Origin of the sequence: Sphingomonas lutea, assembly GCF_014396785.1 — a bacterium.
GTDB classification, from domain to species: Bacteria; Pseudomonadota; Alphaproteobacteria; order Sphingomonadales; family Sphingomonadaceae; genus Sphingomicrobium; species Sphingomicrobium luteum.
The window spans coordinates 955,657-979,239 of record NZ_CP060718.1 but is presented as its reverse complement, the minus strand read 5'-3'; the positions used below and the strand labels follow the sequence as shown (position 1 = coordinate 979,239).

The 23,583-nt window shown below is 65.8% G+C and carries 25 protein-coding genes and 1 tRNA gene; 9 read left to right on the top strand and 17 right to left on the bottom strand.

Translation table 11 applies throughout. From position 1 onward, the window contains the following. Positions 1 to 318: 318 nt before the first annotated feature. Both H9L13_RS04985 and hemB read right to left on the bottom strand, forming a co-directional pair. Positions 319 to 894 carry a GNAT family N-acetyltransferase gene (locus H9L13_RS04985; RefSeq protein WP_187539558.1) on the bottom strand — a complete coding sequence of 192 codons (576 nt, stop codon included), beginning with the start codon at positions 892 to 894 and terminating at the stop codon, positions 319 to 321. Next, the gene (gene hemB, locus H9L13_RS04980; RefSeq protein WP_187539556.1) at positions 887 to 1,879 is read right to left on the bottom strand and encodes a porphobilinogen synthase; all 993 of its coding nucleotides are present in this window, start codon (positions 1,877 to 1,879) and stop codon (positions 887 to 889) included. The genes H9L13_RS04985 and hemB overlap by 8 nt, the downstream gene beginning before the upstream one ends. 52 nt (positions 1,880 to 1,931) lie before the next feature. Here hemB and H9L13_RS04975 point away from each other — a divergent pair, with 52 nt between their 5' ends. Both H9L13_RS04975 and H9L13_RS04970 read left to right on the top strand, forming a co-directional pair. Further along, on the top strand, positions 1,932 to 2,891 hold the full coding sequence (locus tag H9L13_RS04975; protein WP_187539554.1) for a diacylglycerol/lipid kinase family protein: 960 nt from the start codon (positions 1,932 to 1,934) through the stop codon (positions 2,889 to 2,891). Between the two features lie 68 nt (positions 2,892 to 2,959). Further along, complete coding sequence (locus H9L13_RS04970; protein ID WP_187539552.1) at positions 2,960 to 4,072, top strand: hypothetical protein; 1,113 nt, start codon at positions 2,960 to 2,962, stop codon at positions 4,070 to 4,072. Here the strand turns inward: H9L13_RS04970 and H9L13_RS04965 are convergent. Both H9L13_RS04965 and cysE read right to left on the bottom strand, forming a co-directional pair. Beyond that, entirely contained in the window at positions 4,053 to 4,394 is a 342-nt protein-coding gene (locus tag H9L13_RS04965; RefSeq protein WP_187539550.1) for a DUF2794 domain-containing protein, read from the bottom strand. The two genes, H9L13_RS04970 and H9L13_RS04965, sit on opposite strands and share 20 nt — an antisense overlap. Beyond that, the gene (gene cysE, locus H9L13_RS04960) at positions 4,391 to 5,077 is read right to left on the bottom strand and encodes a serine O-acetyltransferase (RefSeq protein WP_187539548.1); all 687 of its coding nucleotides are present in this window, start codon (positions 5,075 to 5,077) and stop codon (positions 4,391 to 4,393) included. Before cysE ends, H9L13_RS04965 begins: the two co-directional genes overlap by 4 nt. Positions 5,078 to 5,257: 180 nt before the next feature. Between cysE and H9L13_RS04955 the strand changes: the two genes are divergently transcribed. Beyond that, positions 5,258 to 5,953 (top strand): sulfite exporter TauE/SafE family protein, encoded by a 696-nt coding sequence (locus tag H9L13_RS04955; protein WP_425326494.1) that lies wholly within the window; start codon positions 5,258 to 5,260, stop codon positions 5,951 to 5,953. Between the two features lie 49 nt (positions 5,954 to 6,002). Further along, complete coding sequence (locus H9L13_RS04950; protein ID WP_187539546.1) at positions 6,003 to 6,950, top strand: hydrogen peroxide-inducible genes activator; 948 nt, start codon at positions 6,003 to 6,005, stop codon at positions 6,948 to 6,950. 52 nt (positions 6,951 to 7,002) lie between these two features. On the opposite strand, the gene katG is transcribed toward H9L13_RS04950, so the two are convergent. Together katG and pgsA are read right to left on the bottom strand one after the other, a co-directional pair. Continuing rightward, the gene (katG, locus tag H9L13_RS04945) at positions 7,003 to 9,237 is read right to left on the bottom strand and encodes a catalase/peroxidase HPI (protein ID WP_187539544.1); all 2,235 of its coding nucleotides are present in this window, start codon (positions 9,235 to 9,237) and stop codon (positions 7,003 to 7,005) included. Between the two features lie 134 nt (positions 9,238 to 9,371). Further along, on the bottom strand, positions 9,372 to 9,941 hold the full coding sequence (gene pgsA / locus H9L13_RS04940; RefSeq protein WP_187539542.1) for a CDP-diacylglycerol--glycerol-3-phosphate 3-phosphatidyltransferase: 570 nt from the start codon (positions 9,939 to 9,941) through the stop codon (positions 9,372 to 9,374). Positions 9,942 to 10,071: 130 nt separating this feature from the next. Here pgsA and H9L13_RS04935 point away from each other — a divergent pair, with 130 nt between their 5' ends. Beyond that, positions 10,072 to 11,649: a leucyl aminopeptidase gene (locus H9L13_RS04935; protein ID WP_187539540.1), complete on the top strand. Its 1,578-nt coding sequence runs from the start codon at positions 10,072 to 10,074 to the stop codon at positions 11,647 to 11,649. A 13-nt stretch (positions 11,650 to 11,662) separates the two neighbouring features. Continuing rightward, complete coding sequence (locus tag H9L13_RS04930; protein ID WP_187539538.1) at positions 11,663 to 12,982, top strand: MFS transporter; 1,320 nt, start codon at positions 11,663 to 11,665, stop codon at positions 12,980 to 12,982. 6 nt (positions 12,983 to 12,988) lie between these two features. Here the strand turns inward: H9L13_RS04930 and H9L13_RS04925 are convergent, their stop codons facing one another. The 5 genes from H9L13_RS04925 to H9L13_RS04905 all read right to left on the bottom strand — a co-directional run bounded on the left by H9L13_RS04925 (position 12,989) and on the right by H9L13_RS04905 (position 17,293). After that, positions 12,989 to 13,207 (bottom strand): hypothetical protein, encoded by a 219-nt coding sequence (locus tag H9L13_RS04925; RefSeq protein ID WP_187539536.1) that lies wholly within the window; start codon positions 13,205 to 13,207, stop codon positions 12,989 to 12,991. Between the two features lie 153 nt (positions 13,208 to 13,360). Next, positions 13,361 to 13,447 (bottom strand) — tRNA-Leu (locus H9L13_RS04920). Positions 13,448 to 13,483: 36 nt separating this feature from the next. After that, positions 13,484 to 13,780, bottom strand: coding sequence for an integration host factor subunit beta (locus tag H9L13_RS04915; RefSeq protein ID WP_187539534.1), 297 nt, complete (start codon positions 13,778 to 13,780; stop codon positions 13,484 to 13,486). 145 nt (positions 13,781 to 13,925) lie between these two features. Then, entirely contained in the window at positions 13,926 to 15,689 is a 1,764-nt protein-coding gene (gene rpsA / locus H9L13_RS04910) for a 30S ribosomal protein S1 (protein ID WP_187539532.1), read from the bottom strand. Positions 15,690 to 15,982: 293 nt separating this feature from the next. Beyond that, the gene (locus H9L13_RS04905) at positions 15,983 to 17,293 is read right to left on the bottom strand and encodes an SLC13 family permease (RefSeq protein WP_187539530.1); all 1,311 of its coding nucleotides are present in this window, start codon (positions 17,291 to 17,293) and stop codon (positions 15,983 to 15,985) included. A 93-nt stretch (positions 17,294 to 17,386) separates the two neighbouring features. Between H9L13_RS04905 and H9L13_RS04900 the strand changes: the two genes are divergently transcribed. Then, positions 17,387 to 18,229, top strand: coding sequence for a hypothetical protein (locus H9L13_RS04900; protein WP_187539528.1), 843 nt, complete (start codon positions 17,387 to 17,389; stop codon positions 18,227 to 18,229). Between the two features lie 10 nt (positions 18,230 to 18,239). On the opposite strand, the gene H9L13_RS04895 is transcribed toward H9L13_RS04900, so the two are convergent. Further along, on the bottom strand, positions 18,240 to 18,599 hold the full coding sequence (locus H9L13_RS04895; protein WP_187539526.1) for a DUF202 domain-containing protein: 360 nt from the start codon (positions 18,597 to 18,599) through the stop codon (positions 18,240 to 18,242). Between the two features lie 81 nt (positions 18,600 to 18,680). On the opposite strand from H9L13_RS04895, the gene H9L13_RS04890 reads away from it, so the two are divergent. After that, the gene (locus H9L13_RS04890) at positions 18,681 to 19,613 is read left to right on the top strand and encodes a 1-phosphofructokinase family hexose kinase (RefSeq protein ID WP_235091202.1); all 933 of its coding nucleotides are present in this window, start codon (positions 18,681 to 18,683) and stop codon (positions 19,611 to 19,613) included. A gap of 9 nt (positions 19,614 to 19,622) precedes the next feature. Beyond that, the gene (locus tag H9L13_RS04885; protein ID WP_187539525.1) at positions 19,623 to 20,144 is read left to right on the top strand and encodes a gamma carbonic anhydrase family protein; all 522 of its coding nucleotides are present in this window, start codon (positions 19,623 to 19,625) and stop codon (positions 20,142 to 20,144) included. Positions 20,145 to 20,196: 52 nt separating this feature from the next. Here H9L13_RS04885 and H9L13_RS04880 read toward each other — a convergent pair whose 3' ends face one another. From H9L13_RS04880 to sdhC, 5 genes are all read right to left on the bottom strand, one after another. After that, a complete protein-coding gene (locus H9L13_RS04880) occupies positions 20,197 to 20,511 on the bottom strand; it encodes a DUF6869 domain-containing protein (RefSeq protein ID WP_187539523.1) in 315 nt (104 codons plus the stop codon). Further along, the gene (locus H9L13_RS04875; RefSeq protein WP_187539521.1) at positions 20,512 to 20,649 is read right to left on the bottom strand and encodes a hypothetical protein; all 138 of its coding nucleotides are present in this window, start codon (positions 20,647 to 20,649) and stop codon (positions 20,512 to 20,514) included. A 219-nt stretch (positions 20,650 to 20,868) separates the two neighbouring features. Beyond that, positions 20,869 to 22,668 carry a succinate dehydrogenase flavoprotein subunit gene (sdhA, locus tag H9L13_RS04870; RefSeq protein WP_187539519.1) on the bottom strand — a complete coding sequence of 600 codons (1,800 nt, stop codon included), beginning with the start codon at positions 22,666 to 22,668 and terminating at the stop codon, positions 20,869 to 20,871. Beyond that, positions 22,665 to 23,060, bottom strand: coding sequence for a succinate dehydrogenase, hydrophobic membrane anchor protein (gene sdhD / locus H9L13_RS04865; protein ID WP_235091201.1), 396 nt, complete (start codon positions 23,058 to 23,060; stop codon positions 22,665 to 22,667). Before sdhD ends, sdhA begins: the two co-directional genes overlap by 4 nt. Then, positions 23,057 to 23,452 carry a succinate dehydrogenase, cytochrome b556 subunit gene (gene sdhC / locus H9L13_RS04860; RefSeq protein ID WP_187539517.1) on the bottom strand — a complete coding sequence of 132 codons (396 nt, stop codon included), beginning with the start codon at positions 23,450 to 23,452 and terminating at the stop codon, positions 23,057 to 23,059. The genes sdhD and sdhC overlap by 4 nt, the downstream gene beginning before the upstream one ends. Between the last annotated feature and the right edge of the window lie 131 nt (positions 23,453 to 23,583).

The window sequence follows — 23,583 nt, the reverse complement described above, 5'->3', positions numbered from 1 at the left end:
ACGTGGGGCACGGCTTCCAGACGCAAGTCGCGAGAATGGTCGCGACGCGAACAGTAGGATTCGATTGCGATTGGGTCATCCGGGTCTCCTATGGACCCGGTGATGCAGTCACCCCGGTATCGTGATTGCGCTACCTAAAGGGCAGCTTAGGTACGCGTTAGGTAACAAACGACCGGATATTGAGCAACAGCATTGGACACTACTGGAACACGCTGCTGCGGGAGCAAGACAATATCGAGCGTTATGAGACCACGCCTTCCCAGACTACGAATCTGGGGGCCGGAGGTTCGAATCCTTCCGGGCGCGCCATTTTCCTCCCTATTTTTGCAGTGCGCGCCGCCTTGCGTCGGGCCATTCGGCGGCGTCGATGCGATAGACGATCGTCGGGTTCATCTCCGGCCCGAAGCGGTCGTCGGTGAAATCGAGGTCGGCGCGGCGCGTCATGCCGAGGCGAGCCATCAAGCCGCGGCTGCTCGCGTTGCCTTCGACCGTCAAGGCAACGACGTGCGGTGCGGCGAAGTGGTCGAAGGCAAGGTCGAGGCTGGCGATCGCGGCTTCCTTGGCAAACCCCTGCCCCCAGGCGTCCTCGCGCAAGCGCCAACCGACCTCGAAGTCGCCGGGGCAGCTGGCGCCGGGCGAGTTGACCCGTTTCAGGCCGCAGAAGCCGAGCAAGGCGCCGTCGGCCTTGCGCTCGACCGCCCACAAGGTGTGGCCGAAGTCGCGCTGATAGCCGTCAATTCGCTCAAAGCCGGCTGCAAGCCATTCGTCGCTTTGCACGCCGCCGAGCCAGCGCATCACCGCCGGCGTGTTGGTGACCCGGGCGAACTCGACCTTGTCGGCGTCGTCCCAGGTGCGCAGGCGCAGGCGGTCGGTTTCGGTGGCGACTTCAGCCATTGATGAGGCGCGCGGCGTCAAGCGCGTGGTAGCTGAGAACGCCCGTTGCGCCGGCGCGCTTGAAGGCCAGCAGCGTCTCCAGGATCAGCGCATCGCGGTCGCCCGCCCCGGCGGCGGCGGCATGCTCGATCATCGCATACTCCCCCGACACCTGGTAAGCGAAGGTGGGCACGCCGAACGCGTCCTTCACCCGCGCGAGCACGTCGAGATAGGGCATTCCGGGCTTGACCATGACCATGTCGGCGCCCTCCGCGAGATCGAGCTCGACCTCGCGCAGCGCCTCGTCGATGTTGGCTGGGTTCATCTGGTAGCCGCGCTTGTCGCCCTTCAGCCGCCCGCTCGATCCCACCGCATCGCGAAACGGGCCATAGAAGGCCGAGGCATATTTGGCGGCGTAGGCCATGATCGCGACGTCGCAATGGCCTTCGCGCTCGAGCGCGGCGCGGATCGCGGCGACGCGGCCGTCCATCATGTCCGACGGCGCGACGATGTCCGCCCCGGCTTCGGCTTGAACAAGTGCCTGGTCGGCGAGGATCGCGACGGTATCGTCATTGACCACGTTGCCGGCTTCGTCGATCAAACCGTCATGGCCGTGGCTGGTGTAGGGGTCGAGCGCGACGTCGGTCAGCACGCCGATGTCCGGCACCGCATCCTTGATCGTCTTGATTGCCCGGCAGATGAGGTTGTCGCGGTTGAGCGCCTCGCGCGCGTCGTCGCTGCGCAGCGGCTGCGGCGTGTTGGGGAACAAGGCGACGCACGGAATGCCGGCATCCGCCGCCAGGCGCGCCTGCTTGGCCAGCTGATCAACGGTCCAGCGGCTGACGCCCGGAAGCGCGGCAATCGGCTCCGCGCACCCCTCCCCGGCGCAGATGAACAAAGGCCAGATGAGGTCGCTGGGATGCAGCCGGTGCTCGGCCAGCATGTCGCGCATCCACGGGGTCGATCGGCCACGGCGGAGGCGCAGCGCGGGGTAGCAAGCAGGCATGGCTGCGCTTTATCGTGGAACCGCGAGGCGCGGTAGCCGCTCTTGCCAGGCGATGCCCAACACCCCGCTCCCCAAGATGGCGATCCTGATCGTCAACGCCGCCAGCCGCCGCGGGGCCGAGGTCTTCGACCAGGTCCGCGACAAGCTGATCGCCGCAGGTGTGGAATTGATCGATGCGCGTGCGGTCAAGAAGCCCGAGACGCTGAACGACGAAGTCGCGGCGGCGATCGATCGCGCACCGATGGTCATCGTCGGCGGCGGCGACGGGACGCTGTCGGAAACGATCGACGAATTTCTTGGCAAGGACACCGTCTTCGCCTTTCTGCCGCTGGGCACCGCGAACAGCTTTGCGCGCACGCTGGGCATTCCGCTCGATCTCGACGGGGCGATCGACGTCATCGCGCACGGCTCGCCGCGCAAGGTCGATCTGGCGGCGATCAACGGCGATTATTTCCTCAACAATGCGGCGCTCGGCCTTGCCCCCATGGTCGCGGAGACGGTTCCGCACGGCCTGAAGAAATCGTTCGGCCGGCTTGGCTATCTGCTGTGGGCAGGATGGTCGGCGGCCAGTTTCAAGGCGTTCCGGCTCAAGGTCGAAGACGGAAAGAAGGTTCGCCGATTTTGGGCAACTGAGGCGCGCATCGCCAATGGCCGCTTCCATGGCGGCGTCGAACTCATTGAAAACGCCGATTTGCACAGCGGCGAAGTGGTCATCCAGGTTGTGCGCGGGCGGAGCATGTTCAAGCTTGGCTGGAGCTACTTATCGAGCGCCCTGAAGCTCAAGTCGAGGGGCCAGCAGGTTTGCGAAATCTACGGCACGAAGATGCGCGTTTCGACGCGCCCCCGAATGCGCGTCTCGATCGACGGCGAGCTTGGGCCCGAGACGCCATTCGAGGTGAGCGTGCGCCCGGACGCGGTCACTGTCGCGGGTCCAACCAAGGCCCAGGACACGAGCGTGACGGCCAATCCGACCGAGGCTGCCGAACCCGCGCGCGCGGTCCAAATGCAATAAGTGCAGCTGCGCTACTGTATTGACACTATAATACACCGCTGTTAGGGCATGCCGACAGGGAGGCCCTTATGTATAGCCAGCAAGAGCTCGACGACGCCGTTGCTTCCGGAGCGATCAGCGCCCAGGCCGCCGACGGGCTGCGCGCGCACGTCGAACGCCAGCGGTCGACCGCGATTCCGGATGAAGAGCAATTTCGGCTGATCACCGGATTCAACGACATTTTCGTATCGATTGCCGCAGTCCTGCTGCTGGTCGCGGTGGCGTGGATCGGTCAGCGCATCGGGTCGGTCACGGGGACCGATCTCGCCGGCGAAGGTCCGTCGTTCATCGCCCCGCTTGCAGTTGCGGCGGTGTCTTGGGGACTCGCCTTATTCTTCACCGCAAAGCGCCGCATGGCCCTGCCGTCTATCGTGCTGTTGCTCGCCTTTGTCGGCAGCGTGTTCGGCGCGGCGGCGATGCTGCTCGGACTGACCGTCGGGGAAGCGCAGATCGACAACAACCCGCAATTGGGCGCGATCCTCGGCGCAATTGCAGCGGCAGTCGCAGCGGGCGCGGCGTGGATTCACTGGCGCCGATTCCGTGTACCGATCACGGTCGCCGCGGGAGCCGCTGCGGCAGCCGGGATCATCGTCGGCCTGGTCATGGCAATGACCGGGATTGACGGCGAGACGGCCAAGACCGTGTTCCTGTCGGTCGTCCTGCTGCTGGGCATCGGCATGTTCCTGTTCGCCATGTGGTGGGATGCGTCGGACCGTGCCCGCCTCACCCGCCGTTCCGACGTGGCCTTCTGGCTTCACCTGCTGGCCGCGCCGATGATCGTCCACCCGGTCTTCACCCTGCTTGGGCTGACCGACGGCGATGCGACCCTAGTCGAAGGCGCGGTCGTCGTGCTGCTGTACCTCGCCATGGGGCTGACCGCAGTGGCGATCGACCGCCGCGCGCTGCTGGTATCGGCGCTGGCCTATGTGCTGTGGGCGATGTCCGACCTGTTCAAGCGGTTCGGTGCGGTCGAGCTCAACGTTGCACTCACCGCGCTGATCATCGGCTCGGCGTTACTGCTGCTGTCGGCCTTCTGGCACCAGACCCGCGCAGCGGTCGTCCGGCCGCTTCCGGAAAGCCTGCGGGCCCGCCTGCCGATCCTCGATCGGCCCGGCGTGCCGGCTAGCCAACCAGCCGCATAAGCCGGCGCTCGAGCGGAGCCAGGACGCCACCAAGCTCCTGGCCCCGCTTGAGCACCGCGCCATGTTCACCGACCAAGGCAAACGCCCCCTGCTTCAGCCGAAGCGCGGGGCGTTTTTCAATGCGGACCTCGGGCCGTTCGGAATGGCGACGGTAGGCGGCGAAGACCGCGACGTCGGGATCGATGCGAAGCGCATAGTCGCGCCAGTGCCCGGCCGCGACCATGCGCCCGTAGAGATCGAGGATGCGCGTGAATTCGTTGCGGTCGAACGTGGCGATGGGGCGCCGGTCCCAAGGTGGCGGGAACGGCGCCACGACGCTCAAGCGGACTTCACCTTCGGCCGCGGCTGCCGCTCGGCGCTGAGCGCCGCGACCTCCTTGCGTAAATCGTCGAGCTCGCGCTCGAGCTCGGCGACGCGCAGGCGCGCGGGATCTACATCCTCACCGCAGGGCGTGCCGTAGGGCAGGAAGCCCGGGCTGTAATGGACGGTGTCGACGGGCACTGGCTTGGCAGGGATGCCGACCACCGTCGCGCTTGCCGGGACATCCTTGGTGACGACCGAATTGGCGCCGATCTTGGCGCCCTCGCCGACCTCGATGGGGCCCAGCACCTGCGCGCCCGAACCGATCACCACGCCGGAACATATGGTCGGGTGGCGTTTGCCGCCGACGCCCGTGGTCGGGTTGGTGCCCCCCAGCGTGACATGCTGGTAGATGGTGACGTCGTCGTGGATCTCGGCGCTTTCGCCGATCACGCTGAAACCGTGGTCGAGGAAAAAGCGCGCGCCGATCTTCGCGCCGGGGTGGATATCGATGCTGGTCAGGAAACGCGCCAAGTGGTTCACCAGCCGGGCGACGAAGAACAAATGCCCTTCCCACAGCCAGTGCGCGACGCGATGCAGCCCAAGCGCCCAGACGCCAGGGTAGAATAATACGTCCCAGCGCGACCGCGCCGCGGGATCCCGCGACTTCACCGAGTCGAGATAGGCAATCAGGCCTGAGGGCAAGCCGGTATCCTCGTGTCGTTTCGCCAAGCAATCTATGTGCGGCCAATCGGCTTCGCAACCTGCGGCGAGATTGTCCGTTAGTCGCGACGCGGCGCAGCAGAGGGGGCCAAAGCGATACCCGAATTCCTGAGCGATCCTTCGATCCTCATTCCCTTCCTGCTGATCGGCTTTGCCGCGCAATTGGTCGATGGCGCGCTGGGGATGGCCTATGGCCAGATTTCGAGCACTCTGCTGATCAACATGGGCGTGCCCCCGGCGGCAGCGTCGGCCGGCGTGCATACGGCCGAGACCTTTACCACCGCGGTGTCAGGCATCAGCCATGTCGCGCACCGCAACGTGGATTGGCGGCTGTTCGCGCGGATTGTCATCCCGGGGATGATCGGCGGGATCCTCGGTGCTTACGTGCTGACGCAGATCCACGCCGACACGGCGCGCCCGATCGTGCTCAGCTACCTCACTTTGCTTGGGCTCTACCTGTTCTACCGCGGCGTGATGCACCGCCACACGGAGAAGCGGCCGCGCGTGGTCGAGCCACTCGGGCTGGTCGGCGGCTTTCTCGATGCCGGCGGCGGCGGCGGATGGGGCGCCATCGTCACCTCCAACCTGCTCGTCCAGGGCGGCAACCCGCGCAAGACGATCGGCACTGTCAACACCGCAGAATTCTTCCTGACCGTCACGATTTCGGCGACCTTCATCCTCGCCATGGGGTGGGAAGCGTTCACGGTGGCGACGGTTGGCCTGCTGATCGGCGGAGTTCTGGCGGCGCCGTTCGGGGCGATGATCGCAAAGCGGGTCAACCCGGACCTGCTGCTGACCTTCGTCGGCGCGATCGTCACGCTGACCAGCGGATACGCGCTCTATCGCGCGCTGGCGTAAATCGCCTGAATCGCTTAGGCCCGGCGGAGTGATTGGATCACTCGATTAAATGACCGTCCACCAGCCGACCATCAAGCAGCTGCAATATCTCGTGGCATTGCACGAGCACGGCCATTTCGGTCGCGCCGCCGAGGCCTGTTACGTGACCCAATCGACCCTGTCGGCGGGCCTGCGCGAGCTGGAGAATCTGCTGGGCGTGACCCTGGTCGAGCGAACGCGGCGCGTGGTCCGCTTCACTGCGCTTGGCGAGAAGGTGGCGAAGAAGGCGGTGCGCGTGCTGCGCGAGAGCGAGGAACTGGCCGAGCTTGCCCGCGCCGAGGGCCAGCCGCTGCATGGCGAGCTGCGCATGGGCGTCATCCCGACAATCGCGCCGTTCCTTCTGCCGGCGATGCTGCCGCACCTGCGCCGCGAGTGGCCGAGCCTCAAGCTCTACCTGCGCGAGGAGCCGAGCCAGTCGGCGTGCGAGGCGCTGCACCGTGGCCAGCTCGACTGCGTGCTGCTCGCTTTGCCCTACGGCTGCGGCGAGGTGGAATCGGAGACGTTGTTCGACGACCCGCTCTACGTCGCCTTTCCACGCGGCGAAGCGCCAAGCGGCGCAAGCGTCGATGTCGATGCGATTGACGAGGGGCGCATGCTGCTGCTCGAGGACGGGCATTGCCTGAAGGACCATGCGTTGTCGGCGTGCAACCGTCCCGACCTTCGCGCCCATGCGGCGATGATGGGCACCTCACTCCACACGCTGGTGCAAATGGTCGATAATGGGCTCGGCCTTACCTTCATCCCCGCAATGGCGATCGATGCCGGCATCCTTGACGGGACGCGCGTCGACGCCAGGCCGCTGCGGTCCGACCAGGGCTATCGCCGCATCGCGCTGATCTGGCGGCGGTCGAGTGCGCGCGAGCGTGAGTTTCGGCTGCTTGCGACCACCTTGCGCCGGATCGCGACCGACCTTTCAGCGGCGCCTGCCGAGCCGCAAGCGATCCACGAACCGGTCTGAAGAAGGGGCCGCGGCGCCCAGGAGGGAGCGCCGCGGCCTTTCGGCACGCTGTCTATTCGGCGAGCGCGGGCTCGGCGACGCCGACTGGCGTGTTGGACTGCTTGTTCTGCGGAAGATCGAAGCGATCGGCATTCATGACCTTGGTCCAGGCCTTGACGAAGTCCGTCACGAACCGCTCCTGCCCTCCTTTTTCGGCATAGACTTCGCAGATTGCTCGAAGCTCACTGTTCGACCCGAAGATGAGGTCGGCGCGGGTCGCGCGCCAGCGCTCCTTGCCCTCCGCCCGGTCGGTCGCGACATATTCCTGATCGTCCGATCCTTCGACCGACTTCCAAACATTGGTCATGTCGAGCAGGTTGACGAAGAAGTCGTTGGTGAGTTGCCCCGAACGGTTGGTGAAGTGGCCGTGGCCGCGCTCGCCATGGTTGGCGCCGAGCACGCGAAGCCCGCCGATCAGGACCACCATTTCGGGCACCGACAGGCCGAGCAGGCTGGCGCGATCGAGCATCATCTCTTCGGTCTTCACCGCCAGCTTCTTCTTGCCGACATAGTTGCGGAACGCGTCGGCCTCGGGCTCCATGACCGCAAAGCTTTCGGCGTCGGTCTGATCCTGCGTCGCGTCGCCGCGACCGCCGGTAAAGGGCACGCCGGCCGCACCCGCTTTCTCCAAGCCGACCACGCCGCCGAGCACGATGGCATCGGCCAGCGACATGTTGCCGCGAAGGCCGTTCAGCGTGTCGATCACCTTGGCCAGCATGTCCGGCTCATTGACCTCCCAATTGCGCTGCGGCTCGAGCGCGACGCGTGCGCCATTGGCGCCACCACGATGGTCGGACTTGCGATAGGTGCTCGCCGACGCCCAGGCGGTCTTGATCAACTGGCTGACGGTCAGACCGCTATCGGCGATCTTCGCCTTCACGGCGGCGACCTCCGCGTCCGACGGCATGGTGCCGGCGGGGACGGGATCCTGCCAGATCAAGTCTTCCGCCGGGACTTCGGGGCCGAGGTAGCGGGCCTTGGGCCCCATGTCGCGGTGGGTCAGCTTGAACCAGGCGCGGGCGAAGGCATCCTTGAACGCTTCATGGTCGTTGCGGAATTTCTCGCTGATCACGCGAAATTCCGGATCGACCTTCAGTGCCATGTCGGCCGTGGTCATCATCGTCGGGACCTTCTTATTCGGGTCCCATGCCGCCGGCGCCATGTCCTCTTCGCGCTGGTTGATCGGCTGCCACTGCTGTGCGCCCGCGGGCGACTTCACCAGTTCATATTCATAATCGAGCAGCAGGCGGAAATAATTCTCGCTCCACTGCGTCGGCGTGTTCACCCAGCTGCCCTCGATACCGCTGGTGACGGTATGCTCGCCAATGCCGCCATGTTCCTCGCCGCTGACCCAGCCGAAGCCCTGCGCGACAAGATCGCTGCCGGCCGGCGCGTGGCCGAGCGTCGACGGGTCGCCGTTGCCATGCGCCTTGCCGAAGGTGTGGCCGCCGGCGGTCAGCGCAACCGTTTCCTCATGGTTCATCGCCATGCGTTCGAAGGTCGCCTTCATATCGCGCGCCGACAGGAGCGGATCGGGATTGCCGCCCGGCCCTTCGGGGTTGACGTAGATGAGGCCCATCTGGATCGCGGCCAGCGGACCTTCCAGCTCATGCATGCCATGTTCGGGCGCGATGCGCGTCTGCACCCCCTGGTTGACCCATTTGTCTTCCGAGCCCCAGTAGATGTCGCGTTCCGGCTCGAACACGTCGGCGCGGCCGCCGCCGAAGCCGAACACCGGCCCGCCCATGTCCTCAATCGCGACATTGCCGGCGAGGATGAAAAGGTCGGCCCAGCTGATGTTCTTGCCGTACTTCTGCTTGATCGGCCACAAAAGGCGCCGGGCCTTGTCGAGGTTGCCGTTGTCGGGCCAGCTGTCGAGCGGTGCGAAGCGCTGCTGACCGCTATTGGCGCCGCCGCGGCCGTCCGCGGTGCGGTAAGTGCCAGCGGCGTGCCAAGCCATGCGAATGAAAAAGGGGCCGTAATGCCCGTAATCGGCCGGCCACCACGGCTGGCTGTCGGTCATCAGCGCCTTGAGATCGGCCTTGAGGGCGTCATAGTCGAGCGCGTTGAACGCCTCGGCATAGTTGAATTCTTCGCCATACGGGTTGGTCGCCCCGTTCGGGTTGAGGATTTCCGTCGCCAGCATTTCCGGCCACCAGTCGCGGTTGGTGCGGCCGAGCAGCGCGCGGACCCCGCCATCGCCGTGGCCCATCGGGCAGCCGCCCATCTCACCAGTCTTCGCGTCCATGATTCGCCTCTCCTGCCGATAAATGTTCGAGGCTGCCCTAGGACGCCCCGACGATCGACGGAAACGACTAAAACTGGTCAGTGATAAGGGGAAAATCGATCAATCGGGCGCAATCCCGGCTGGAGCGCTTAGCGTCAGTCCATGTGCTTGAGGCCGATCCGCAGATAATCGTAGCCGGTGACCAGTGTCAGCGCCGCGGCGGCCCACAGGCTGACCACCCCGACCTGATGCACCCAGGGTTGGTCCGGGAACGCGCCGCCGAGGATCAGCGCGCCGAGCGCGACGAGCTGAAATGTCGTCTTCCATTTGGCGAGCGCGCTGACCGGGACGAGCACCTTCAGCTCGGCGAGGTACTCGCGCAGTCCGGAGACCGTGATTTCGCGCAGCAGGATGACGAGCGCCGGGATCACCGCCCAATTCTGGATGATCGGGTCTGCGCCGTCGGCCTTGCGGCTGGCCATCAGCATGACGAGCACCGCGGCGACCATGATCTTGTCGGCGATGGGATCGAGGAACTGGCCAAGCCGCGAAATCTTGCCCTGCGCGCGGGCCAGATAGCCGTCGAAATAATCGGTGATCCCGACGATGCAGTAGAGCACGAAGGTGATCAGATAATCCCACGGCGCCGGCTTCCACAGCAGGAAGACGAGGATCGGCACTGCCAGGATGCGCGACAGGGTGAGAAGGTTGGGCAGTGTCAGCATCCGCTGCGCTTTAGCCTGCTTTTCGCGCTTTTGCAGAGGGGGTGCGACAGCGGGTCCCGACGCCACTTGTGCTGCCCCGGAAGTGAAGCCAAGGAGTTGCGGGTTTTCCCGTTGTACTGAAGGAACTTCGATGCGTCTGATGTTCGCCGCGGCGTTGCTTGCCTGTTCGCTATCTTTGCCGTCCGGAGCGTGGGCTGAGCGACCCTTCGCCTTCGTTGGCAGCGTCCCTGCCCAGGGCGCGGCGCTGGTGCTGCCGATGCAAAGCAAGGGCGATGTCGCGCGCCTGGCACAGGCCGTGGACGCGCCCACGTTGGCCGCGGTCGATCGCGCGCTGACCGCGGACAAGTTCGAATTCACGGAGGGCAGCACCCTGGTGCTGCGCGGCATCGGGCCGTGGAGCCGGGTCGTCGTCATCGGCGCCGGGACCGCACCCGCGACCTCGAAGACGCTGCAGGACATCGGCGGCATCGCGGCGCAGCAGACGAACGATGTCGACGGTCCCGTGACGGTGATCGCCAACCACCTGCCGGCGGTGAACCGGGCGACGGCGGCGTCGGACATTGCGGTCGGTGCGCGGCTCGGCGGCTACAGCTTCGATAAATATAAGTACGCCGACCCGGCCAAGCCCAAGCCCGCGGGTCAGAACGCACCGATGAACATCGTCGCCGCGCCCGGATCCGAAGCGGCGTTCGCAAGCAGCGGCCGCGCGCTTGTCGACGGCGTCCTATTCTCGCGCGACCTGATCCGTGAGCCTGCCAACGTCATTTTCCCGCAAAGCTTCGTCGAGCGCACGCGGGCGGCGTTCCGCGGCGTGCCGAACGTGACGATCGAGGTGTTCGACGAAGCCCAGATGCAGCGCAGCGGCATGGGCTCAATCCTCAGCGTCGGCAAAGGCTCGGCGCGTCCACCGCGCATGCTGCTCGTCCGCTATCGCGGCGCTTCGGGCGCCCCGCTTGTCGCGCTGGCGGGCAAGGGCATCACCTTCGATTCGGGCGGCATTTCGCTGAAGCCGGGCAACGGCATGTGGGCGATGAAGGGCGACATGGCTGGCGCCGCCGGGGTCGTCGGCACGGTGCTGAGCCTGGCCAAGTCGCGTGCCCCCGTCGACGTGGTCGCCATCGCCGCCCTGGCAGAGAACATGCCGGGCGGGTCGGCGACGCGTCCCGGCGACGTGGTGCGCGCCTATAATGGCAAGAGCATCGAGATCCTCAACACCGATGCGGAAGGCCGGCTCGTGCTGGCGGATGCCGTCTCTTACGCCGAACGCAACCTGCGCCCGGCCGTCATTGTCGACGTCGCGACCCTGACCGGCGCGGTGTCGACGGCGCTGGGCGATGAATATGCCGGCCTCTTCACGCGCAACGATGCGCTTGCCGCGCAACTGACGGCGGCTGGCGCAGCGACGGGCGAAGAATTGTGGCGCCTGCCGCTTCACCCCAATTACGCCAAAGACATGAAGTCGGATATCGCGGACATCAAGAATGTCGTCGAAGGCGGTGCCCCCGGCGCTGGCTTCGGCGCGCACTTCATCGGCTATTTCGTGGAAACGACGCCTTGGGCGCACCTCGACATCGCCGGCGTGGATTCGCGAGGGTCGTCCCTGCCGACCGTTCCTGAAGGCTTGTCGGGGTTCGGCGTGCGCCTGCTCGACCGCTTCGTGCGCGACTATCGCCCGGTCGCGGCGCCGTCAGCGACCATGGACAAGTAGGCAACGCCGAGCGGTGCACGATTCCCTTCACCTCGTGCGAACGCGGCGCTTCTTGCCGATCTTCGTCACGCAATTCCTCGGCGCGTTCAACGACAATCTGTTCCGCACCGCGATGGTGATGCTGGTGATCTACGGCATCTACGGCGATGCCGAGCAGGAGGCCACGTTCAGCGCGATTGCCGGCGGGCTGTTCATCGCGCCCTTCTTCCTGCTGTCCGCGCTGTCGGGCCAGCTTGCCGACGCCCATGACAAGGCCCGGATCGTGCGGATCGTGAAGACCGCCGAAATCCTGATCATGATCTTCGGCGCAGCAGGCTTGCTGCTCCACAACATCCCCCTGCTGCTCGCAGCCCTGACGGCGATGGGCGTCCATTCGACCTTCTTCGGGCCGATCAAATACGCCATCCTGCCTCAGCATCTGGAAAGCGACGAGGTGCTCGGCGGAACCGGGCTGGTCGAGGCCGGAACCTACATCGCCATCCTCGGCGGGACGATCCTGGGCGGCATCCTTGTCCTGCAGAATCCGGATGGCAGCTACCATGCCGAATGGGCGGCGGTCGGCGTACTGGTCGTCGCCGTTCTTGGGCGGATTGCGGGCGGCTTCGTCCCGCCCGCTCCGCCAGTCGATGAGCCAGAGGTCGAGGGCTTCCCCAAGCGCGGCATGGACTGGCACATCGTGCGCGCATCGATCCGCCTGGTCAGCGCGACGATGCATGTCCGGCGGCTGTTTCTTGCGGTGCTGTCGATCAGCTTTTTCTGGGCGATGGGCGCGGTGCTCGCCGCGCAATTCCCGCCGCTGGTCAAGAACAGTCTTGGCGCCGACCAGACCGTCGCGACGCTGTTCCTCGCGGTCTTCTCGGTTGGCGTGGCGGTCGGGTCGGTGTTCGTGAACTGGCTGCTCAAGGGCCAGGTGGCGGCGCGCTATTCCCCCATCTCGGCGCTGTTCATGGGCGTCTTCGTCCTCGACCTGTTCCGGCGGGTGCGCAGCTGGCCGGTGAGCGGTGGCGAGCTCCAGTCGATCAGCGCGTTCTTCACCATGCCCAACAGCTGGATGGTGCTGGTCGACCTGCTCGGCGTGGCGATCGCCGGCGGCATGTTCGTCGTGCCGTTGTACGCCTTCCTCACCACGACCGTGCCCAAGTCGGAAACGGCGCGGACCATCGCCGCCAACAACATCGTCAATTCGGGCGCGATGGTCGTGGCGACGGGCATCCTGGCGGTCGCCATCGGCTTTTTCGAGATTACGGTGGCGGACAGCCTGCTGATCGTCGCCCTCGCCAGCGTGGTCGCCGCCTGGCTCGGCTGGAAGCTGCACCAGGCCTGCGATTGCTGACCGCGGTCAGGCGATCAGGACGCCCACGAACACGAGCCCGCCAAGGAAGGTGTTGACCATCTGGCGCAGCTCGGCGTTGGCCCTTGCGGGAGCCTCAACGGCAACAGTTTCGTAATTCTGACGGCGCCCGAAGGCTCGTGCGTGGCGCGGCGCTGGGCGGGCGCGCGCGGCAGGCGCCGAATGGCGTGGAACGGTAAGGCCAAGCGAGGAACGCGGGCGAGCCATGGTCAAATCCTAACGCAGCTTTAACTACGTCTGCAAACGACTTGTTAGGATTTGCGGTCCCCCGTCCCGCGTTGGGACGGCGGCGTGCGCGCGGCATGGAGCGTGCGCTCGCAAGGCCAGCGCGCTCGCGCCGGATCAGGGGGATTTCGGGATTGGTGCGGACGGCGGGACTCGAACCCGCACGCCCTTAGGGGCAGAAGATTTTAAGTCTCCAGCGTCTACCGGTTCCGCCACGTCCGCACAGGTCAAAGGACGCCCGGCATCGAAACGCCGGGCTTACTCCGCTGTAACCTCTTGCAGATTTAAGCGCTCGCGCATTTCCTTGCCCGGCTTGAAATAGGGCACGCGCTTGGCGGTGACCGAGACGGATTCGCCGGTGCGCGGGTTGCGGCCGACGCGCGCATCGCGCTTGCGGGTGGAAAAAGCCCCGAACCCGCGCAACTCGACCCGGCCGCCCTTGGCCAATTGATCGGTGATCGAGTCGAAAATCGAGCTCACGACGCCTTCAACCTCGCGTTGCGTGAGGTCGGGAAAGTCACTGCAGAGCTTCTGCACCAGTTCGGAACGGATCATCGCTACCCCGCCAAAGGAATTACGGTCGCCCTTCGCCCCCGGCGGCGACCGTCTAGCTGAAGCTGTCAGGAAACCCGCCGCCTTGCAAGCGGGAAACGAGGGCCAAGGTGCGGAAATCGTTCGACTTCCGCACCTTGGCGCAAGCTTACTTCTTCTTGGTCTTCTTCTCGGCCTTGTCGCTCTTTTCGGTGGCAGCTTCGGCCTTCTCCTTGAGGGCCGCCCCGAGGATGTCGCCAAGCGACGCGCCGCTGTCCGACGAGCCATATTGCGCAACCGCCTGCTTTTCTTCGGCGATCTGCAGCGCCTTGACCGAGAAGTTGGGCTTCTTCGAACGATCGAAACCGATGACGAGGGCGTCCAGCTTTTGACCCGGCTGGAAGCGTTCCGGACGCTGCTCGTCGCGGTCGCGGCCAAGATCGGTGCGCTTGAGGAACCCGGTCGCGCCATCATCGCCGACCTGCACTTCGAGGCCCGCATCCTGCACCGCGCGGACGGTGACGGTGAGCGTTTCGCCCTTCTTGACGCCGCCCGCCGCGCCGGCACCAGCGCCGCCGCCCGAGCCGCTGCCGCCACCTTCGAGCTGCTTCATGCCAAGGCTGATGCGCTCCTTTTCGACATCGACGTCGAGCACCTGGGCGGTGACCATCTCACCCTTACGGTGAAGTTGCAGCGCTTCCTCGCCCGAGACGCCCCAGGCGATGTCCGACATGTGGACCATGCCGTCGACGTCGCCCTCGAGGCCGACGAAAAGGCCGAACTCGGTGGCGTTCTTGACTTCGCCTTCGACGGTCGAGCCGACAGGATGCTTCTCGGCAAACGCGGCCCACGGATTTTCCTGCGCCTGCTTGAGGCCGAGCGACACGCGGCGCTTTTCCTCGTCCACCTCGAGCACCTTGACGTCGACTTCCTGCGACGTGCTGACGATCTTGCCCGGGTGGACGTTCTTCTTCGTCCAGCTCATTTCCGAGACGTGGACGAGGCCTTCGATGCCCGGCTCAAGCTCGACGAAGGCGCCATATTCGGTGATGTTCGTCACGCGGCCGCGGAACACGCCCTCGATCGGATACTTGGCAGCGGCGCCTTCCCACGGATCAGCTTCAAGCTGCTTCATGCCAAGGCTGATGCGCTGCGTGTCGCGGTTGATGCGGATGATCTGCACCTTCACCGTGTCGCCGATGCCAAGCACTTCGTTCGGGTGATTGACGCGCTTGTAGCTGATGTCGGTGACGTGGAGCAGGCCGTCGATCCCGCCGAGGTCGACGAACGCACCGTAATCGGTGATGTTCTTGACCACGCCTTCGATCACCTGGCCCTCGGCGAGGCTCTGGATGAGGCCGCTGCGCTGTTCCGCGCGGGTTTCCTCGAGGATGGCGCGGCGCGACACGACGATGTTGCCGCGGCGGCGGTCCATCTTGAGCACCTGGAAGGGCTGCGGCAGGTCCATCAGCGGCTGGACGTCGCGGACCGGGCGGATATCGACCTGGCTGCCGGGCAGGAAGGCCACGGCACCGCCGAGATCGACGGTGAAGCCGCCCTTCACGCGGCCGAAGATCACGCCTTCGACGCGGTTGCCGGCTTCGAATTCCTTTTCCAGCTTGTCCCACGCGGCTTCGCGACGTGCGCGGTCGCGGGACAGCATCGCTTCGCCGGCCGAATTTTCGACCCGGTCGACGAACACTTCGACTTCGTCCCCGACATTGAGTTCGGCCTTCTGGCCCGGCGCGGCGAATTCGCGCAGCGCGACGCGGCCTTCGCTCTTCAGTCCGACGTCGATCACCGCCATGTCGTTTTCGATGCCGGTGACGATGCCTTTCACCACCTTGCCTTCAAAGGTCTCGTTCTCGCCGCCGAGGCTCTCGTTGAGCATCGCGGCGAAATCGTCGCGGGTGGGAAAAGTCGTGGTCGCCATAAAGTCGTTGTCTTCCGTATTCTTGTCGGGCCTGCCGCGTGGCGCGCCACCGTGGCGGGCCTTCACATGCGGACCTGGTTTCATGCACTGCCGCCCCGGCACCATGCCGAAGCGGCACCCCGCGGATGCTCGCCCACGCGGCACCCTATTCACGGCAAAAAGCGCGTCGCGGCGCCGGACATTCCGGGCACCGTACGCGCTCGCCAAGTGACGGGCTGCCGCGCGCGCTGAAATGAGCGCCCGCCGGACGGTCGGCCCCTTAGCCGAGAGCGCTCCCTCGGGCAAGGTTTGGATCAGAAGGGGAAGTAGATCGTGATGGCGAAGACCGCGGCGGCCCAGGTCAGGAAGTTGAGCGGGAGCCCGACCTTAACGAAGTCCAGATAGCTGTAACGTCCCATCTGATAGACGATGACGTTGGTCTGATAGCCAAAGGGCGTGGCGAAGGCGGCACTGCCGGCGATCATGATTGCCACGAGGAACGGCCGCGGGCTGACCTGCAGCGCTTCGGCCAGCGACACCGCAATGGGGGTGAAGAGGACCGCGACCGTCGCGTTCGACAGCAGTTCGGTCGCGAACAGGGTCACGCCGTAGATCACGATCAGCGCGAGTAAGGGGCTGAAGGTATCGAGCGAGCCGATCATCGCCCCCGTCGCGGCATTTGCGACACCACTGACGTCAAGCGCAATGCCAAGCACGACCATCCCGGCAATCAGCATCAGTACGTCGGGGCGCAAGCCGCGATAGGCTTCGTCGGCGGTGATGATGCGCAACAGGATCAGCAGCACCGCCCCGGCGAACGCGCAGGCGGCGATCGGCGCGACGTTCATCGCCGCAAGCGCAACCACGGCGATGAAAATCAACAGCGAAACGACGGCCTTGACCGGCTTCAGCGCCACCTGCCCGGCAAAGGCGCTGGCGTCACCCATCTGCCCGCCCGCAAGCCCCGGCTCGCGACCGCCGCGAAGATCCTCGGCGCTTGGTTCTTCCCCGCCCTCGGTGGAAATCAGGCGGCCGCTGACCAGCAAGAGATACAGCCCGCCGGTCAGCGCCACGATCAGGCCGACCGGCGTGATTTCGAAAATGCTGAAGCGCGGCTGCCCGGCGACCGCGGCCATGTCGTTGACCAGCAGATTGGTCGAGGTGCCGATCAACGTGCAGCATCCGCCGAGCACCGCCGCGTAGGACAATGGCATCAGGAAGCGGCGGGGCGAGAGGTTTAGCGACTTTGCCGTTTCCCGAACCACGGGTGCGCCGAGAACGACGATGGGCGTATTGTTGAGGAACGCCGATGCCGCGCCGGCGAGGCCGATGACGACCCACAGGCCAGAGCGGCCAATCCAGCGGTACAGGGCGACCAGCCTGCGGATCGACGCGTCGAGCAACCCTGACAGCTCCATCGCGTAAGCAATGACGAACAGCGACGCGAGGGCGATGATCGCCGGGCTGGCGAACGCCCCCTGCACTTCGACCGGGCGCACGACGCCGGTCATCAGCAGGACCGCAGCGCCAGTGAGCGCAACGACGTCCGACCGCACCCGATCCCAAATCAGCGCCGCAACGACGGCGACGAGCACCGTCAAAGTGATCATTTGGCCCGAAATCATGAGCCCGCTATGAAGCGTTGCGCGATCACGGCCAAGCCATTGCTTTGATTGGCGGATGCCGAAGGATATTCGTTCTGTGCTAAGGGCTTGCCCGTGACAATATTGCGTTTCCTGCCAAGCGTCCTGTTCCTCGCTCTCACCGCCGGATGCGACCGGAATGCCGGCCCAGAGGCAGAGGGCAATATGGTGACCAACAGCCAAGCTGCCTCGCCGGTGCTGCCGACCCCAGAGCCGCCGCTCGACCGCGCGGCGCTGCTGCTGGCAACGGCTCGAGCCGCAAGCGCCGCCGCGGCGGGGGTAAGCGATCTTGAAGCCCAGCGGACCCTGGATGGGAAGCCGTTTGCGTTTGCGCTGCGCTTCGCCTGCCCTGGCGCCGCAAGCGATGTGCGCGCGAACATCGAGGAGCGCGGAACGGGGGAGGATCGGACGATCCGCCTGACTGTGCGGCCGGACATTGGCCGTGACGATCCCCGGCTTGTCCACCTGGTTGGAACCGGCGCTGTGGAAGCGGCTTCCGGTTTTTCGATCCGCCGGCCCTGGCTGCTGACCGCAGCCTGTCCAGCCGTCCCAACCGCATCCCCGGCGACCGCGCCCGCACCCGCGGCGGAAGCTGCACCGCCGCTGCAAATCGCGCCCGCATCCGGGCAGCGGATCGGGCTGGTACAAATCTTTACCGTGGACGATTCCCGCACGGGGCGGCGGCTGGAGCGGCCGTATGAAACGGTGCTGACACCACAGGACAGCGACGGAATCGCCCAAAGCGGGTTCAACCTGGTCCTCGCCGGCAGGCTTCGCGCGGGGCCGGACGGCAAGGTCATTCGCTGTTCGGTGTCCGAACCCAATCGCCCGCCAGACTGCCTGATCCTCGTCAGGTTCGACGGCATCCGCATGGAAAATCCCGCGAGCGGAGCGCTGCTCGCGCAATGGGCGGACTGACCGTCGACAATCACATGAGCAGCCAGATCGAGGCTGCGAGCATCCCCGCCCCGAACGAAACGCAGAAGGCGATCACGCGCAGGTTCGTCCGCCGGGCATTGACGACGACGTGTGGATCAAGACGCGCAATCACCGCCGCCGACCGGCGCTCCGCAAGCCACACGATCAATGCCGCGAGAAGCAGGAAGGCGGTTGCGATCGCCTTCGGTATCCAGCTCGGCTGCAATTGGTTGAACAGCGCCTGGAAGCCGACCCCGAGCGCGATGCACCCCAGGCTGGTCCGCGTCCAGCCGGCAAAGGTGCGTTCGTTGGCCAGGATGGTGCGGTCTTCCGCAAAGTCGGTCCGCGACGGCCGGGGATCCTTGCTCATCCCCTTGCCAACGCCGCCGCGCCCGATGGGTGCCGAAGCGGCGGTGTGACAGCGGCCAGCGCATCTGCGATGAACCCCGTTATGGCGGCGAAGAAGGTCCTGACCCTGACGCTCAACCCGTCGATCGACGTGTCGAGCGAGGCCGAGCGAGTCGAACCGGAAAAGAAGATCCGCACCTGCTGCGAGAGGATCGATCCGGGCGGCGGGGGGATCAATGTCGCGCGCGTGCTGCAGCGCCTTTCGACAAGCTCAAGACAGGCTCCGGGCCTCGACGTGGAAGCCGTCTTCCTGGCGGGGGGCGCGACCGGCGCGGCGTTCGACGAACTGGTCGCGCGCGAAGGCCTTGTCCGGCGCTGGGTGCGGATCGCTGACGACACGCGCACCAGCCTGACCGTGCACGAGCGCTCGGGCGGCCGCGAATTCCGCTTCGTTCCCGAAGGACCGACCATCACCGCCGAGGAACTGGCGCAGTGCCGGGCGGCGGTCGTGGCCGCCTCGTGCGACTGGCTCGTCGCCAGCGGATCGCTGCCCCCCGGCGTTCCCGACGACTTTTACGCCGAGATCGGCGGTGCCGCACGCGATCGCGGCGCACGCCTCATCCTCGACACGTCGGGCGCGGCGCTGGACGCGGCGCTCGCTGCGGGCGGCATATCGGTCCTCAAGGTGAGCAAGGAGGAAATGAGCCGCGATTCCGCCGCTGCGGTCGTGGCGCGTGGAGAGGCCGCGCATGTCGCCCTGACTCTCGGCAGCGACGGCGCCTTGCTGATCGGAGCTGACGCGACCCTCTTCCTGCCGGCTTTCGAAGTCGAGACCGTCAGCACCGTAGGCGCGGGCGACAGCTTCCTCGCTGGCCTGACCTACGGCCTCGCGCAGGGGATGGCGCCGGCCGAGGCATTCCGCATCGCGGTCGCTGCGGGCGCCGCGGCTACGCTCGAGCCGGGAACCGACGTCGCCTACCCGGAAAAGACGCTGCGGTTGCTCGAGCGCGTTCCGCAGCCAGAGCGACTAGGTTAAGGCGGAAGGATGCCAATGTACCAGATTGATGGCGCTGCGCCGGCCCTGGCTGACGGCGCGTGGGCGGCGCCCTCCGCCGACCTGATCGGCGACGTCCGCCTCGCAGCGCGGGCGAGCGTGTGGTTCGGCGCCGTGATCCGCGCCGACAACACGCCGATCATCATCGGCGAAGACACCAACATCCAGGACGGCGCGATCGGCCACAGCGACCCAGGTTTCCCGCTGACCATCGGCGCGCGCGTGACCGTCGGACATCAGGCGATCCTTCACGGGTGCACGATTGCAGATGATGTCCTGATTGGGATGGGCGCGCGGATCTTGAACGGCGCGGTGCTGGAAAGTGAGTGTCTGGTCGGCGCGGGGGCGTTGCTTACCGAGGGCAAGACGTTCCCGGCGGGGAGCTTGATCGTCGGGTCACCGGCGCGGGCGATCCGGCAGCTGAGCGAGGCGGAGCGGCAGGCGTTGCGCGCGTCGGCGGCACATTATGCGGATAAGGCGGCGAGGTATGCGGTGGCGCTCAAGCTAGTCTGACTCCGAAGAGACGTTTGCTGTCAACGCATTGCGGCCGTCAGTGCTCGCGAATTCAAGCGACATTGCGCGGCGGCAAGGTTTCTAGCGAGGGCTCCTCATGCTCGCCCGTCTGGCGGAACGGCTTGATTTGCTCCCACACGGCCTGATCGATCGCGATCTTGTATGGACAACTTAGCAACCAGCAAAACCTTGCCGACCGCCTGGCTTCGGCGATGATCCGCCGCATCAATTCTGGCGAGGCGTAGAAAAGCAAGTTTTCCAGTGGACCGCACCCAAGGAATAGCAAGAAGTTGGCATCATCGGTGCGTGATGCAGCGATAATGACATAAGCGAGGGCTTTTTCAGCGTCAGGACCCGCATTAAGCACTTATTCGAAATCGTCTGCGCACTCGTCCGGCCACTCGCCCTCACCCGTCGCAAAATAATCCGCATAAGCGTCGATCTGCCGCACCAACGTTTCGGCGTCGGGCCGAGCTAGTGCTCGCCTGAGTTCAAGAGTGGCCATCGGTTCAGTCTTAAGAATGCTCGGTTCAAAAAACCTAAACACACTCGAGAGTCCAACTTCGGCTTTCAGCTCAAAGCGTCTCTAACCGACACTGCTGGCGCGGAGTGAATCCGCGCCGTCGGTCCTGTCGCGGCTAGCCGCGCAGGCCGTCCGCTAGTCGCCGTCTCTACGCGCTGGCTTCCGATTGCTGCGCAATCGCTCACCTGCGCTCGGCGGCTCCTAGTAAACCCGCTTCTTCGGCTTGATGTACTGAATGTCGTCGGTGAGCGTATATTCGTGGACCGGGCGGTAATCGATTTTCACGCCGGCGTTCTTGCCGCCCCAGCCGTCGCACCACGCCACCGTGTGCTTCATCCATTCGGCGTCGTTCCGCTCGGGAAAGTCCTCGTGCATATGCGCGCCGCGGCTTTCCTTGCGGTTTTCGGCGCAGTGCATCGTGACCACGGCCTGGCTGAGCAGATTGTCGAGCTCGAGCGTTTCGACCAGGTCGCTGTTCCAGATGAGACTGCGGTCGGTGATGCGGACGTCGGCCATGCGCGCGAACACCTTGTCGATGCGCGACACGCCTTCGGCAAGCGTGCGCTCGGTGCGAAAGACGGCGCAATCGGCCTGCATCACGCGCTGCATTTCGAGGCGGATTTCGGCGGTCGGGCTGTTGCCCTCGGCATGGCGGAACTTGTCGAGCCGGCCGAGCGCGAGGTCGGCGCCGTCCTTGGGCAGCTCATCCTGCAGCGCGCCTTTCTTGACCACTTCGCCGAGGCGATGCCCGGCAGCGCGGCCGAACACGACGAGGTCGATCAGGCTGTTGGAGCCGAGCCGGTTGGCGCCGTGGACGCTGACGCAGGCCGCCTCCCCCACCGCGAACAGGCCGGGGACGATGGCGTCGGGGTTGCCGTCTTTCAGCGTCACCACCTCGCCATGATAATTGGTCGGGATCCCCCCCATATTATAGTGGACCGTGGGCGTGACCGGGATGGGCTGGCGGGTTAGGTCGACCCCGGCGAAGGTCATCGCGGTCTCGGTGATGCCCGGCAACCGCTCGTGCAGGATCTTGGGGTCGATATGGTCGAGGTGGAGGAAGATGTGGTCCTTCTCCTGACCCACACCGCGGCCTTCGCGGATTTCCATGGCCATCGAGCGGGACACGACGTCGCGGCTGGCGAGGTCCTTCGCGCTCGGCGCATAGCGCTCCATGAAGCGCTCGCCCGCGCTGTTGGTGAGGTAGCCGCCCTCGCCCCGCGCGCCTTCGGTTATCAGCACGCCCGCGCCGTAAATGCCGGTCGGGTGGAATTGCACGAATTCCATGTCCTGCAGCGGCAGGCCGGCGCGGAGCACCATCGCATTGCCGTCGCCAGTGCAGGTGTGCGCGCTGGTCGCGGAGAAATAGACGCGGCCGTAGCCGCCCGTCGCCAGCACCACGGCCTGCGCGCGAAAGCGGTGGATCGACCCGTCGTCCAGGCACAGGGCAATGACGCCCCGGCAGGCGCCGTCCTCCATGATCAGGTCGATGGCGAAATATTCGATGAAGAAGTCGGCGTCGTGGCGCAGGCTCTGCGTGTAGAGCGTGTGCAGCATTGCATGGCCGGTGCGGTCGGCGGCGGCGCAGGTGCGCTGCGCCGGCGGACCTTCGCCCAAGTTCTGGGTCATGCCGCCGAAGGCGCGCTGGTAGATGCGGCCGTCGGCGGTGCGGCTGAACGGCATTCCGGCATGTTCAAGCTCGATCACCGCGGCGGGCGCCTCGCGCGTCAGATATTCGATCGCGTCCTGGTCACCGAGCCAGTCGGAGCCCTTGACCGTATCGTACATGTGCCACGTCCAATGGTCGGCGCCCATGTTACCCAGGCTGGCGGCAATCCCGCCCTGCGCGGCAACGGTGTGGCTGCGCGTCGGGAAGACCTTGGTCACGCAGGCCGTCTTCAGACCCTGTTCGGCCGAGCCCATCGTGGCGCGAAGGCCGGCGCCGCCGGCCCCGACGACGACGACGTCATAGGTGTGGTCGACGATCTTGTAGGCGCTCAAGCCGCAACTCCGAAGGCAATGCGGGCCAGCGCGAACAGCGCCATCGCCCCGCCGCCGACCGCCAGGAACAGCAGCGCGAGGTTGGTGGCGAAGCGAAGACCCTCGTCATGAACATAATCGTCGACCACGACCTTCATCCCGTCGAGCGCGTGGCGAAAGGCGGTGACGATCAACAGCGCCATCGGTACTGCGCCGCTGGGATGGCGGAGCCATTCGACCAGCGTCGCGCCGTCGCGCGCCGGAAGCATCAGCAGCGAGGCGATGAGCCAGACGCCGAGCAGCAGCAAAGCCACGCTGGTGACGCGCTCGGTCAGCCAATGCTCGCCGCCTTCACGCGCCGAGCCGAGCCCGCGGACCTTGCCAAGCGGGGAGGCGCTTTGCCCGATGCTCATGCGATCACTCCCAGCAGATAGGCCCACAGCAATGCTGTCAGCAGGACCGAGACGATGATGGTCAGCAAGGCGTAGCGCTTGTTGATATTGATCTCGAACCCCGCACCGCTGTCCATCACCAAATGGCGGATGCCCGAGAAGAGGTGCTGCAGGAACGCCCAGGTCAGGCCGACCAGGACGACTAGCCCGATCGGGTGCGCGGCGGCCTGGGTGAAGGTGCCATAGGCTTCGGGACCGTCGGCCAGCGCCATCAGCCACCAGGTAAGCACGCCAAGGCCAAGGATCGACAGGCCGGCGCCGGTGATGCGGTGGAGGATCGACACCGTCATGCCGGGGCCCCACCGCCAGATCGACAGGTGCGGCGAAAGCGGGCGGGTATGTGGTTCGGCCATTCAGCCCCTCGATGATTGCTGCGTTCCACCCGGAGCGGCGGCACGGCGATGCGCTTAGGACCGCGCCTTCGCCGAGGCAAGATTGCGCGCGCACCGCGTCCCCGCCTAACCCGGTCTTAACCATTGTCCGG

Coding starts and splice junctions, on each gene's coding strand:
- hemB (WP_187539556.1), bottom strand. CDS start 1,879: ATGCCTGCTTGCTACCCCGCGCTGCGCCTCCGCCGTGGCCGATCGACC.
- rpsA (WP_187539532.1), bottom strand. CDS start 15,689: ATGGCGACCACGACTTTTCCCACCCGCGACGATTTCGCCGCGATGCTC.
- H9L13_RS04985 (WP_187539558.1), bottom strand. CDS start 894: ATGGCTGAAGTCGCCACCGAAACCGACCGCCTGCGCCTGCGCACCTGG.
- H9L13_RS04970 (WP_187539552.1), top strand. CDS start 2,960: ATGTATAGCCAGCAAGAGCTCGACGACGCCGTTGCTTCCGGAGCGATC.
- H9L13_RS04925 (WP_187539536.1), bottom strand. CDS start 13,207: ATGGCTCGCCCGCGTTCCTCGCTTGGCCTTACCGTTCCACGCCATTCG.
- H9L13_RS04905 (WP_187539530.1), bottom strand. CDS start 17,293: ATGATTTCGGGCCAAATGATCACTTTGACGGTGCTCGTCGCCGTCGTT.
- H9L13_RS04935 (WP_187539540.1), top strand. CDS start 10,072: ATGCGTCTGATGTTCGCCGCGGCGTTGCTTGCCTGTTCGCTATCTTTG.
- pgsA (WP_187539542.1), bottom strand. CDS start 9,941: ATGCTGACACTGCCCAACCTTCTCACCCTGTCGCGCATCCTGGCAGTG.
- H9L13_RS04885 (WP_187539525.1), top strand. CDS start 19,623: ATGCCAATGTACCAGATTGATGGCGCTGCGCCGGCCCTGGCTGACGGC.
- H9L13_RS04950 (WP_187539546.1), top strand. CDS start 6,003: ATGACCGTCCACCAGCCGACCATCAAGCAGCTGCAATATCTCGTGGCA.
- katG (WP_187539544.1), bottom strand. CDS start 9,237: ATGGACGCGAAGACTGGTGAGATGGGCGGCTGCCCGATGGGCCACGGC.
- H9L13_RS04975 (WP_187539554.1), top strand. CDS start 1,932: ATGCCCAACACCCCGCTCCCCAAGATGGCGATCCTGATCGTCAACGCC.
- H9L13_RS04875 (WP_187539521.1), bottom strand. CDS start 20,649: ATGGCCACTCTTGAACTCAGGCGAGCACTAGCTCGGCCCGACGCCGAA.
- H9L13_RS04890 (WP_235091202.1), top strand. CDS start 18,681: ATGGCGGCGAAGAAGGTCCTGACCCTGACGCTCAACCCGTCGATCGAC.
- sdhD (WP_235091201.1), bottom strand. CDS start 23,060: ATGAGCATCGGGCAAAGCGCCTCCCCGCTTGGCAAGGTCCGCGGGCTC.
- sdhC (WP_187539517.1), bottom strand. CDS start 23,452: ATGGCCGAACCACATACCCGCCCGCTTTCGCCGCACCTGTCGATCTGG.
- H9L13_RS04895 (WP_187539526.1), bottom strand. CDS start 18,599: ATGAGCAAGGATCCCCGGCCGTCGCGGACCGACTTTGCGGAAGACCGC.
- H9L13_RS04915 (WP_187539534.1), bottom strand. CDS start 13,780: ATGATCCGTTCCGAACTGGTGCAGAAGCTCTGCAGTGACTTTCCCGAC.